Origin of the sequence: uncultured Enterovirga sp. (assembly GCF_964242715.1) — a bacterium.
In the GTDB taxonomy this organism is placed as follows: Bacteria; Pseudomonadota; Alphaproteobacteria; order Rhizobiales; family Beijerinckiaceae; genus Enterovirga.
This window is the reverse complement of sequence record NZ_CAXTAZ010000020.1, coordinates 63,840-74,948: the sequence shown is the minus strand read 5'-3', so window position 1 is coordinate 74,948 and position 11,109 is coordinate 63,840. Positions and strand designations below refer to the sequence as shown.

Below are 11,109 nucleotides of genomic sequence, written 5' to 3'. Positions count from 1 at the left end.
TGATCGCGGCCGCCCTCTCCGAAGCCGAGAGACTGGACGTGGACGGGGGCGCCTTTCGCTCCCCAGAGCCCGCCGTGCCGCAGTGCTAGCCGCGCCGCGCCGCGCTCGAAGATTGTCGTCTCGTAGGGAGGGATGTCCGTGAGGCTCGAGTCGTCCGCCGCGATCCGCCTGCCTAATCAGAGCGCGCGGATCATGGCTTCGGTCATGAGAGACGCCGACTTGCCGTGGACACCGCTGCTGTCGCAGGCAGGCATCGCTTGCAGCATCATCGATGAGCCTAACGGCGTCGTGTCAGGCGCCCAGGAATGTCGCCTTCAGGAAGCCTTCGTGCAGGCCACCCGGCACATGCCCGGCGCTTGGTTTCGGATGGGGCTGCGATATCGGCTGATGGCCTACGGGCCGCTCGGTCTCGCGGTCCTGACCGCAGGCACCTTCGGTGCGGGGCTGCGGTTGCTCATGTCCTTCACGGCCCTGACCTATTCGCTGATGCAGTATGAACTCGTCGAGAGCGCCGGCGAACTCATCGCGATCGCTGCGGACGACATGCAGGTTCCGCCGGGCTACCGAGAATTCTCCCAAGAACGGGCCCTCGGAGCCGTCACCCAGATCCTGAACGACATGCATCCGTCCCTCTTTCCTGTCTCGCGGATTGAGACGGTGCTCGACGCGGGCAACGGACGGCATGAGTGCGAAGCTGTGCTCGGCATTCCTGTCGATTTCGGAGCTCCCGTCACCCGATGGATCTTCAAGCCCGGAGTCGCAGGAGCGCCGCTTCCCTTGGCCAGCCCGCTGCTCGAGGAGGGCTACGGCAAGCTTTGCGCGCGTCTCGTCGACGAGGCCCGGGTCAGTGACGAGATCGTAAGCCGCGTGTACGCGCTCTTAGTGCGATCACCGCCGCAGTTTTCAGGCGTGGGGCAGGCAAGCCGGATGCTTGGGCTCTCAGAGCGGACGCTCTATCGAAAACTGGCCGCCCATGGGCTAACCTTCCACCGGATGGTGGAGCATGTTCGCGAGCAGCGAGCGACCGACCTGCTCCATAACACTCGCGTGTCGATCGAGGCTGTGGCGCAGGCCTTGGGGTTCGCAGAGACGGCGAGTTTCTCACGTGCGTTCAAGCGCTGGAAGGGAATCTCGCCGCTGGAGTTCCGTGGCCGGGCCCCAAGGTGAGGAAGGCTTCGAATGCCGCCAGAGAGTCTCCGCAGCGCGCTGGGCCTACCTGCTCTCAAGTCCGCACAGGGGCGGAGGAAGACGCGGGAGCGCTTTTGCGGCCGACGGTGGAGCAGTTCGTCTAAGGATCACACACGGCCGACCTGGAGGCGGCCCCACACCTGTCGGCCATGTTGTGGTAGGTCGAGCGCCCCTTTCCCGGAAGGAGAAGTTCGCTCGCGTCGTCGGACGCCCGAGACTTGCAGAGCTTCGTTGCGTCCGCGGATCGCGTGGGAGCCCAGATCCTCTGCCATGAACTCGTCCGGCAGCGTGCCTATGCAGCTCAAGAGGTCGGCGGATACCAGCACCGGCACGCCGAGCGTCTTGGACAAGGCCTCCAGGCGCGCTGTCGTGTTTACGACATCGCCGAAATACGCGATCTTATGGCGCTCGAAACCGATCTCGGCCGTCACCACCGGGCCGCAATGGAGGGCTGCGCGGAACTCAGGCACCTGTCCGAAGCGGGCCTTCCACGCAGCTGCATCGGCGGCGATTGTATCGACCAGATCGAACACACAGCGCAGGCACGCCGCGTCGCGGGCGCCGCGCTCGATGGTCCAGGTCACCAGGGCCATGTCGCCGATGTAGTCGTCGATCGACCCGCGCGAGCGCCGCACCGGCAAAGCGAGCGCGTTGAAGATCTGGCCGAGATAGGCCTGGGCGGCGAGGTCCCCATGATGGGCTGCGAAGCGCGTCGATCCCGACACGTCGAGAAACAGGAAGACGCGCTCCTCGTTCGTCGGGCGATGATAACGGCCGAGCAGCAGGTTGTTGAACAGGGCTGGTCCGATAAGGTCGCGCACCCGGAACACGAACACGATGAAACCCGAGGCACCAAGCGAATAGAGGAAGCCCGACCTCGACATCATCATCGCCTCGCGTGCGTTCTGCATGTGCCCCAGCCCATGGTGCAGAACGGTGCCGGCGGCCATGTTGCCGAGCACGATCATCGCGGCGTAGGTCGCGATCGTTGCGGCCGCGAAGAGCGGCGTTGCGGCCTGCCGCACCCGGTAGCGCCAGCGGGGGAGAAGGAAGCCGCGCTCATAGAGCAGGATCGGCGCGCCCACGAATGCGCCGCGAACAGCCGAGCCCGTGAGAGTGTCGGCAGCGAACGTGACAGAATAGAGAAGGCCGGCAAGTGCCCCGAGAGCGGGCGCGACAAGCCATAGCCAGGACCGGTGATAACGCATACCGGCATTCTTACGCCGTCTCACTATCTCGCCATCCTGCCAGGGTGACGGAAGCAGCAGAGCGCGTAGATGCCGCCATCAGCGTGGTAGCGATGCTAAATGCGAATGCGTGCGCGTCGTTGAGGGACATCGATTCGGCTCCTGGTCTCCTGGTCTGAGCAGAGGACCATCCCAGCTGACAGGCGCCCCGAAGTGTCGGACTGAGCGTTGCAGCCCCGCGTAGGCGCAGCCGAAGCGTCGGCATGCTCGCAATGCAATCCTTCATGGGTTCATGGCGTCAGGCGATCAGTCAGGCCAGGGTCGGCGCAAAGGAGCGGGGTACTTATCGCGTCAGGAGTCGCACGCGGCGCTTCCGCTGTTGCTCGGTTTGGTCGACGAGTTCCTCTGTCGAGGATCACTCGCGGTATTGTCCTGCATTGCTCTGAAACGCTGAAACGGCCCCTTGCCGGGGCGGAAAGCCGATGCGGTCGCTTCCCTCACGGGGCTCGGCGGCAGATCCTTGTGATCACGCCGGACGGAGGACTCAGTAAGCAGGCCCACCAACTCAGGCGACGCTGACGGCGACGTCGACGTTGTTGCGGGTTGCATTCGAGTACGGACACACCTGATGGGCAGCCGCGACGAGTTGCTCCGCGGCCGACCGGTCGAGACCCGGCAAGTCAACAAGGAGCTCAACAGCGAGACCGAAGCCGCCTTCAGTACGGGGGCCAATGGCGACCATCGCCGTAACAGAAGTGTCGGTCGGGATTTCAACTTTCTGCTGATTGCCCGCCAGTTTCAGGGAGCTTAGGAAGCAGGCCGAATACCCAGCGGCGAACAGCTGCTCGGGGTTTGTCCCCTCTCCACCCGGCCCGCCGAGTTCCTTTGGCGTCGCCAGCTTCAGGTCGAGCGTGTCATCCTTTGTGAAGGCTCTCCCGTCGCGGCCGCCGACCGCGGTCGCCGTTGTGCGATATTTGACGTCGATAGTCATGATTGCTCCTTTCAATGAGAACGGCATGCGTCTTCGTGGGGCGAATATGGGATGTCCTCAGGAATGCGGGGTGCGTCACGCCTAGTCCGGAACGTCGAGCGGTTCCTCGGTGTCGATTGCCAGGGCCGCTTCGCACATCCGCTGCAGCATGTTCACGAGCTTGTCCTTCCCGGCATCCGTGAGAGCGCCTAAGATAGTTTTTGCACGAACCTGGTCGCGAGCGCCCTGCGCCGCTGCCGCCGTCTCAGTCCGCCGTGCGCAGCGCGCCGCATAGCCGCGCAAAGCGTATGGTCACTTAGCGCTGCTAGTGGCTCGCGGCCTCCTCGATTACAGCGGCAACCTTGTCCGGATGCGATATGAAGACGGCATGGCTGGCCCCAGGGATTTCGGTGATCTTCGCATTCGCCCGCGTGTACATGAAGCGCACAAGCTCCGGACTAGCGGTCCGATCCAACTGAGCGACGATGCCATAGCTCGGCTTTTTCTTCCAGGCAGCCACCTTGGTCTTTGTTTCGAAGGCCTTTGCAGAGATCAGGACTTGCGAGTTGGCCATGAAGTCGGTTTGACTCGTGGGGAGGTCGGCTGCGAAAGCATCACGAAATTTAGCTGGATCGAGCATGAGAAAGCCGTCACCGGTAGGTCTGATGTCTTCACCGGTTGGAGACGGAACCCGCTTGAAAAGGTCAGTTAGGCTCTCGCCGACCTCGGGCACTGCCGCCGCAACATAGACCAGCGCCGTCACCTTGGGATCGGAGCCGGCCTCGGTGATGAGTTGACCGCCATAGCTGTGAGCGACGAGCACAACAGGACCATCCTGCAGCGCGATAGCTCGTTGCACCGCCTGAACGTCCTCTTCCTCAGTGGTCTGCGGCTGCTGGACAACGAACACCTTGTAGCCCTTAGCCTTCAGACGGTCGTAGACACCCTTCCAGCCCGATCCATCAGCAAGTGCGCCATGCACCAAGATGACGTTACGGGCAGGGGCGGCGGAAACCGCAGGCGCCGTGAGAGCGGCGGCTAGAATGGCTGTTCCAGCAGTTAGCGTCTGCCATAGCATGGTCATCGGTCCTCTTCCTTGGGTGGCGCGCTTTTCCCACGTCCGATCGGTGCTGTTGATGTCGGAGGCTGCCGAATTCTTGATCGTTCCTGCCAACGCGATGCCGCTCAAGCCGTTTGTCCGTGTTCGCTAGTACTACAGTTGTGGATGTGAGTTGATGATGCTTTGCTGGCGCGATTTGGAGGGCGCTGGCGATGCGGGTTGCGCACTGGTCGGGATCGTTGGCGGCCTGGGAGGCCGAGCGTGTCGGCGTTGAAGGCGCGGATCGGCCCGGGGTTTGGCCGGCGCGAGCTGCGCGAGACGGCAGGGGTGTTTCTGGACGGGCTGCTGTCCGGGGTTGAGCGCAAGACCGGTTGGCTGATGGCCGAGCAGGCGGGGCTGGACCATCCCGCCCGGATGCAAGCGCTTCTCGGGCGCAGCCGCTGGGAGGCTGATGCCCTTCGCGATCAGGTTCGGGCCGACGTGCTGGAAGCGCTTGGCGATCCGCACGGCGTGCTGGTCGTGGACGAGACGGGGTTCGTGAAGAAGGGCACCCACTCGATCGGGGTGGCGCGGCAGTATTCGGGAACGGCCGGGCGGATCGAGAACGCGCAGGTCGGCGTGTTCCTGGCCTATGCGAGCCGCTTCGGCCAGGCGCTGATCGACCGACGCCTTTACCTGCCCGAGGCCTGGGCCGGGGATGGGGAGCGCCGGGCCAGGGCGGGCGTGCCGGCCGAGATCGCCTTCGCGACCAAGCCCGCGATCGCGTGCAACCTCGTGGCCGCGGCCCTCGATGCCGGCGCATCCTGCGCCTTGTGCTGGCAGACGCGCTCTAGGGCTCCGACACGCAGCTGCGCCGGATGCTGGAGGAGCGGGACCAGCCCTACGTGCTGGCCGTGCGTTCCAACCACCATCTGCGCTTTCTGGACGGTTGGGCGCTCGTCCAGACCGACCCGGCCACGATGGCCGACGAGCTCCCGCCCGAGGCATGGGCGACGCATGCCGCTGGGGAAGGCGCCAAGGGCATGCGCCTCTACGACTGGGCCAGGATCCCGTTGCCCTGGACGCGGCCGGACGGGTTCGAGCGCTTCCTCCTGATCCGTCGTAGCCGGCGCGACCCCGAGCATCATCGTCCGCTCATCCAGGGTCTCCGTCAGCGTAGCGCCGACAATGCCGGAGGGGCGGGCCATCCCATGAAATTTCACCAGCGGTCATCGAGCGGATCTGGCGAGGATCTCCGAAGCGGACACCGGAGACGACGCCTTGATTACCGTATCGAGTGGATCGCGGAAGTGGCAGCTGGGAAGGCGTTCGGCTCCGGCGCCATGGGTGTGCCTCAGGCCTTGTTAACCGCTGCGATGAAGGCGGCAAGCTCACGCCCAAAGCGCCTCGGCTCCTCGTAGAACGGGCTGTGCCCGCTCTCTGCGAACACGGACAAACGGTTTCCCGGCTTGAGCAACAGGATGCGCTCCGACATCGCTTTGCGAACGAGGCGGTCGTGTGCACCGTGCGTTAGCAGGATCGGACCGCCATAGGCTGCGAAGACGGGTTCGAGGTCGGTGGTCGAGGTCTGCAAGAAGCCCTCGTACGCTGCGCGCGGTGTCATGCCGTTGACGACGAGCATGTGCCGGAACTCGCCGTCGGTCGGAGGCTGGTGAAAGCAGGCGGCGAGGAACTCTGCCGTCGCCGCAACGCGCTCTGCCAAGTCGTGCGAGGTCGTGGTCCGGATGAAATCGACCGTGAGCGGCGTGAACAGGTCCGGCGACAGCTTGGTCACGGCATCGACCAGGTTGACGCCGGCGATGCCCAAGCCGCCGTGCTTGCGCAGGTACGCTCCAGCCACGTAGCCACCGAGCGACCAGGCCACGAGAATAGGGCGGCGCAGCTTTGCCGCCGCGATCACGGCGGCGACATCGTCTGCCCAGCAATCCGCGTCGGAGTAGGCCTCGAGGGCAGCAGGCTTGTCGGAGTCGCCATGCCCGCGCAGGTCGAAGCGCACCATGCGCAAGCCCGCCAGAGCGGGATCGGCGAACTGCTTGTCCCAGCTCAATCGGCTCTGACGCAGGCCGTGGATGAACAGGACCTCGGGCGCTGCCAGGTCGCCCTTAGCCTCGGCCGCCAGCACCGTGCCATCGGCCGAGCGAACGGAGAACAATCTGCCGTCAGTGCTCGTCCTGACGGGCGCTTCCTTGCTGGCTGACACATGCGCCTGAGCCGAAGCGTTCTCAGGCTGCACGGCATTCGCGCCGATGGCAGCGGCAATGGTCATGAAGTGACGGCGGGTATGATCCACGAACCACGTCCTATTGTTTAGTGATCGCTATTCAAGCTCCTTGACGAGGCGTGTCAAGCCGTAGTTTAGTGACCGCTATGGAACAGAGTGCGAAAGCGCGCGGCGGACGGCCGTGGAGCTTTGATCGGTATGCGGCCATCGAAACCGCCATGCTGCTGTTCTGGCGCCATGGCTATGAGGGCGTGTCGATCGGAGATCTGACGAAGGCGATCGGGGTCGCGCCGCCGAGCCTGTATGCCGCCTTTGGCAGCAAAACGGGCCTCTACCAGCAAGCGATGACTCGGTACGAGGAGACGCTGGGCTGCCTGGATGTGGCGGTGATCGGATCGGCAAAGTCGCTGCCGGACGCGGTGCGGGTGCTGCTCGAGGGGGCTGTCACGAACGTCACGCATCGCGAGCACGAGCGGGGTTGCATGATATCGAGCGGCCTCATCGCCTGTCATCCTGGCCATGCCGTCCTGGCCCGCGATGCTGCCGCGCGGCGGGAGGCGCTACGCGAGAGGATCGTGCAGGCACTTTCTTCATTTGCAGAGGACGATCAGGTGCAGCGGCTGGCTCGGCATCTGGCTGCCGTCATGCAAGGGATCTCGATCCAGGCGCGGGACGGCGTCGCGCCGCAGGCACTGCGGGAGATTGTCGACGACGTCGTCGCGGGCGTTGCGGCACGTCTGTCTTCGGAAGAGTGACGATGAGTGACGAGATCGGAGCGTACCAGTCGGTGCGCACGAGCGACGTGCGGTTCGCCTTCGGTCGAGCCGGGCACGGCGGACAGCCCGTCGTGCTGTTGCACGGATGGCCGCAGACATCGTTCGCTTGGCGGCGGATCGTACCCCTCCTCAGCGACCGATACGACGTCGTCACTCCCGACTTACCGGGCTTCGGTTACTCGTCGAAGCCTGAAGGCGGTTTCGACAAGAAGACGATCTCTCGGCACCTCCGGGAGTTCGTCCACGCGCTGGGACTCTCGCACATCGCGCTGGTCGGCCACGACCTGGGCGGACACGTCGCCTACGCCTATGCCGCACAGTGGCCGGAAGAGGTGAGCCACCTCGTCTTCATCGAGAGCAGCCTGCCGTGTTTCGGCCAGGAAGAGGCGATGGATGTCGCGAAAGGCGGGAGTTGGCACTTCGGTTTCAACATGGCCGGAGACATCTCGGAGGAACTCGTACGAGGCAGGGAACACCTGTTTGTCGATCACTTCATGCGGCGCGAGAAGGTCGGATTGTACGATCCCGAGGCCGTCTCGCCCGCCGACATGGCACATTACGCTCGGGCGCTGGCCAGGCCGGGCGCGTTGCGGTCGTCCTTCAGCTATTATCGCACGTTGCCTGCCGACCGTGTCGACAACCGCGCGTGGGGCCGGACGCCGCTTCCCATGCCGGTCCTCGCGGTCGGCGGTGATTGGGGATACGGCGCCGCCTCGTCGGAGACGATCCGCCGTGTGGCTGGCGACGTTGAGGACATGGTGATCGAGCGCTGCGGTCACTACCCGCCAGAAGAGCGTCCGCTCGAGCTCGCGTCCGCGATGAGGGACTTCCTCGAAAGGCCGCGCCCCGTGCCGGCCTGTTGAGCCGGCGCACGAGCTTCTCGAAATGGAGAGGAAAACCCATGGACGCGACGCTGGAGAACTTTGCACATCGCGTGGTGAAGGCCGGGGACGTCAATATCCACGCCGTGATGGGCGGTGAGGGGCCCCCGCTCGTCCTCCTCCACGGCTTCCCGCAGACATGGTGGGAATGGCACAAGGTGATGCCCGAGCTCGGCAAGGGACATACGGTCGTCGCGCTCGATTTGCGCGGGGCGGGCCATTCGGATTGCCCTGCGGGCGGCTACGATAAGGCCACCCTCGCCGACGACGTCCACAACGTGATGCAGGCGCTCGGCTTACAACTCTACGCGGTCTGCGGGCACGACATCGGGGCCATGGTCGCCCTCGCGCTCGCGTTCAGGCACCGGGACGCCGTGACCCGTCTCGCGATCCTCGACGCGCCGATGCCCGGTTGGAGCCAGTGGGAGGCCAATTTCACGGATCCGAAAGTTTGGCACTTCGGGTTCCACATGAAGCGCGATCTTCCCGAGCGGCTTATCCAGGGGCGCGAGTACGACTATGTCTCGACGTTCGTGTTCGACAGGATCTTCGACCACGGGGCGATTAAGCATGAAGACATCGAGATCTTCGCTCGCGCCCTGGCGCAGCCCGGCAATACGCGGGGTGGCCTCGAATGGTACCGCGCCTTCCCGACCGATCACGCCAACGCACTCGCCTGGAAGAAAACGCCCTTGACGATTCCCGTTCTGGCGCTCGGCGGGGAGCATCGCTACGGCTCGCGGATCGTCGCGATGCTCCAGGAGTTCGCCATCGACGTTTCCGGCGGAAGCATCCCCGACTGCGCGCACTGGTTGCCGGAGGAGCGTCCGGTCGAGGTGACGCGAGCTCTGGTGGATTTCCTCGTATCCAAGACAGGCCCGTGAGCGGAGGCGAGCGGCCGGACTCTCGCCGTGGACCTGCCCACAGCAGCAAGACCAGCTCACCAGCCCAATTGCAGGATCGCCGATCCGATACGGAATCGGCGATCCTGCGATCCGCCAGTGACGGTGCCGGTCCAGATGGCGTGGCACGGAAACCCCGATCACCGCGGGAGGTACAGCCAGTGGCCGGCAACTATCCCGGTTGGCACCTCTATTACCCACGGCGTGCGACGCGCCCGCCCGCGGACATGTCCTCGTGGACTTCCTTCGGGACGAGCATCGCGTCCGCGGGCGGGCGCCTGCAGTCAGCGTTCCCGACACATCGCCGGCCCCGCGTAACGGTGGCGAGTAGGCTTCGAGCAGCGGCACGAGCTCGCCGGTGTCGATCAAGGGACGCGGCCACTTGTCCGGCCAGTACGCAAAGGCGATCCCGACGCCCTGAGCCGCGGCTGTCAGACCGACGTCGCGATGCGAAACGGTAAGCGGGCCGTCGACCGCCACCGCGAACCACTCCCCGTCCTTCATGAACTCCAGTTGTAGAGCTTGCCGCTGCCGGGCGGGTGCAGCACGTCGCGATGAAGTGGCCGACGGCCGAGAATACCGGCCATCGTCTCGGCGCTCGACGTCCCGCGACCATGTCCACGTCCACGACATCGACGTCCGTCGCGCCTTTCTCCCGTAGCTGGATCAGCACGCGGCGGGGATAGACGCCCCAGGGGAAGGCGTAGAGCGTGAGGGTCACGCGCCGCCCTCCTCCCGCGCGAGGGCGCCCTTGATCCACTCGCCGGCCGACCCGTGGCGGGGCGCCCAGCCGAGCTCGCTGCGCGCCCGGAGGGCGCGCACCCGCGCGTCGGAGCCGAGGAGGAAGCGGGCGGCCCCCTCCCCCAGACGCGCGGCCGCCTCCTCCAGGGTCCATGAGCGGGCCGGCCCGAGCCCGAGCCCGCGGGCGATGGCCGAGGCGACCTCGGCGAACGAGGCCTCGCCGTTCTCGACGAAATAGAAGGCGCCCGCAGGCGCGCTCTCCAGCGCCAGCACGTAAAGCGCCGCCGCGTCGGCGACATGAGCGTTGGACCAGCGATTGACCCCCCGGCCGACGAAGCGGGCCTGCGCGTCTTCCCGCGCCTGGCGCACCATGATCGGCAGTTGCACGCTCTCGGCCTGCGGTCCGAGCGGATCGCCGTAGAGCAGGCTGTTGGAGAGCACGATCCCGCGGATGCCCGCGTCGGACGCCTCCAGCACGCGCCGCTCCTGCGCGTGCAGCGACGCCTGGGCGGGGTGCGGGCCCGGTTCGACCGGCGACGTGTCGTCGATCGCCTCCTGCGCCGTCGCGTCACCCTGCACGTCGCGCGAGACCATGCCGACGCCGCTGGTGTGGACGAGCGGCTTGCCGGAGCCGAGCAGCCCGCCGATCAGCGCCTCCAGTCCCGCGCGATGGCGGCTATCAGCGGCGTTGACCACGGCGTCGGCCGCGCGCGCCTCGCGTGCCAGCAGGTCGCCGTCGTCGAGCGCGCCGACCACGGGCGTGACGCCGAACGTCGAGAGCGCGTCGGCCCGGACGCTGTGGCGGACGAGGCCGCGGACCCTGTGGCCCGCCTGCACGAGGCGGTGCGCGACCGACCCACCGATGTAGCCGGCGGCGCCGGTGACGAAGACGTTCAAGACAGGGCTCCCGTGAGGTGGGGCGAGGCGGCGTGCAGGTGCAACACCGAGAAGTCGAGGTCGGCCAGGGTGAGCGCCTCCAGGCGACGGTCGAGCAGGCTCTCGGCTTCAGCGCGCGCGTCGCACAGCGCCTCCTCGACCGCACGCGCGATCAGGCACTCGGGACGCGTCGAATGCGGCGACGCCTCCGCGCCGGGCCCGAGCGCGCGCTTGAATCGAGCAGGGTGACATCCTCCGGCGGCCCCGCCAGCCGCCTCGGTGTCCCTTTTCGGAGGTGACGATCCCC

10 protein-coding genes are annotated in these 11,109 nt (G+C 66.0%); 5 read left to right on the top strand and 5 right to left on the bottom strand.

Annotation, left to right across the window (positions count from 1 at the left end):
• Positions 1 to 138 precede the first annotated feature (138 nt).
• Positions 139 to 1,167, top strand: coding sequence for an AraC family transcriptional regulator ligand-binding domain-containing protein (locus ACFE87_RS12130; RefSeq protein WP_375459888.1), 1,029 nt, complete (start codon positions 139 to 141; stop codon positions 1,165 to 1,167).
• Between the two features lie 128 nt (positions 1,168 to 1,295).
• Here the strand turns inward: ACFE87_RS12130 and ACFE87_RS12125 are convergent, their stop codons facing one another.
• The 3 genes from ACFE87_RS12125 to ACFE87_RS12115 all read right to left on the bottom strand — a co-directional run bounded on the left by ACFE87_RS12125 (position 1,296) and on the right by ACFE87_RS12115 (position 4,534).
• On the bottom strand, positions 1,296 to 2,396 hold the full coding sequence (locus ACFE87_RS12125) for an adenylate/guanylate cyclase domain-containing protein (protein WP_375459893.1): 1,101 nt from the start codon (positions 2,394 to 2,396) through the stop codon (positions 1,296 to 1,298).
• Positions 2,397 to 2,940: 544 nt separating this feature from the next.
• Positions 2,941 to 3,366: an organic hydroperoxide resistance protein gene (locus ACFE87_RS12120; RefSeq protein ID WP_375459887.1), complete on the bottom strand. Its 426-nt coding sequence runs from the start codon at positions 3,364 to 3,366 to the stop codon at positions 2,941 to 2,943.
• Between the two features lie 304 nt (positions 3,367 to 3,670).
• Positions 3,671 to 4,534 carry an alpha/beta fold hydrolase gene (locus ACFE87_RS12115; protein WP_375459886.1) on the bottom strand — a complete coding sequence of 288 codons (864 nt, stop codon included), beginning with the start codon at positions 4,532 to 4,534 and terminating at the stop codon, positions 3,671 to 3,673.
• A gap of 132 nt (positions 4,535 to 4,666) precedes the next feature.
• Here ACFE87_RS12115 and ACFE87_RS12110 point away from each other — a divergent pair, with 132 nt between their 5' ends.
• Complete coding sequence (locus ACFE87_RS12110; RefSeq protein ID WP_375459885.1) at positions 4,667 to 5,500, top strand: IS701 family transposase; 834 nt, start codon at positions 4,667 to 4,669, stop codon at positions 5,498 to 5,500.
• Between the two features lie 238 nt (positions 5,501 to 5,738).
• Here ACFE87_RS12110 and ACFE87_RS12105 read toward each other — a convergent pair whose 3' ends face one another.
• The gene (locus tag ACFE87_RS12105) at positions 5,739 to 6,695 is read right to left on the bottom strand and encodes an alpha/beta fold hydrolase (protein ID WP_375459884.1); all 957 of its coding nucleotides are present in this window, start codon (positions 6,693 to 6,695) and stop codon (positions 5,739 to 5,741) included.
• 77 nt (positions 6,696 to 6,772) lie between these two features.
• Between ACFE87_RS12105 and ACFE87_RS12100 the strand changes: the two genes are divergently transcribed.
• Genes ACFE87_RS12100 through ACFE87_RS12090 form a run of 3 tightly spaced genes read left to right on the top strand, consistent with a single transcriptional unit; the run spans position 6,773 to position 9,167 of the window.
• Positions 6,773 to 7,381, top strand: coding sequence for a TetR/AcrR family transcriptional regulator (locus ACFE87_RS12100; RefSeq protein ID WP_375459883.1), 609 nt, complete (start codon positions 6,773 to 6,775; stop codon positions 7,379 to 7,381).
• A gap of 2 nt (positions 7,382 to 7,383) precedes the next feature.
• Positions 7,384 to 8,265 (top strand): alpha/beta fold hydrolase, encoded by an 882-nt coding sequence (locus ACFE87_RS12095; protein WP_375459882.1) that lies wholly within the window; start codon positions 7,384 to 7,386, stop codon positions 8,263 to 8,265.
• A gap of 38 nt (positions 8,266 to 8,303) precedes the next feature.
• The gene (locus tag ACFE87_RS12090) at positions 8,304 to 9,167 is read left to right on the top strand and encodes an alpha/beta fold hydrolase (RefSeq protein WP_375459881.1); all 864 of its coding nucleotides are present in this window, start codon (positions 8,304 to 8,306) and stop codon (positions 9,165 to 9,167) included.
• Positions 9,168 to 9,902: 735 nt separating this feature from the next.
• Here ACFE87_RS12090 and ACFE87_RS12085 read toward each other — a convergent pair.
• The gene (locus ACFE87_RS12085) at positions 9,903 to 10,823 is read right to left on the bottom strand and encodes an NAD-dependent epimerase/dehydratase family protein (RefSeq protein WP_375459880.1); all 921 of its coding nucleotides are present in this window, start codon (positions 10,821 to 10,823) and stop codon (positions 9,903 to 9,905) included.
• Positions 10,824 to 11,109: the final 286 nt, after the last annotated feature.

What these genes read in the sequence shown, in the direction of transcription:
- ACFE87_RS12100 (WP_375459883.1), top strand. Translation starts at nt 6,773, where the DNA reads ATGGAACAGAGTGCGAAAGCGCGCGGCGGACGGCCGTGGAGCTTTGAT.
- ACFE87_RS12090 (WP_375459881.1), top strand. Translation starts at nt 8,304, where the DNA reads ATGGACGCGACGCTGGAGAACTTTGCACATCGCGTGGTGAAGGCCGGG.
- ACFE87_RS12125 (WP_375459893.1), bottom strand. Translation starts at nt 2,396, where the DNA reads ATGCGTTATCACCGGTCCTGGCTATGGCTTGTCGCGCCCGCTCTCGGG.
- ACFE87_RS12120 (WP_375459887.1), bottom strand. Translation starts at nt 3,366, where the DNA reads ATGACTATCGACGTCAAATATCGCACAACGGCGACCGCGGTCGGCGGC.
- ACFE87_RS12095 (WP_375459882.1), top strand. Translation starts at nt 7,384, where the DNA reads ATGAGTGACGAGATCGGAGCGTACCAGTCGGTGCGCACGAGCGACGTG.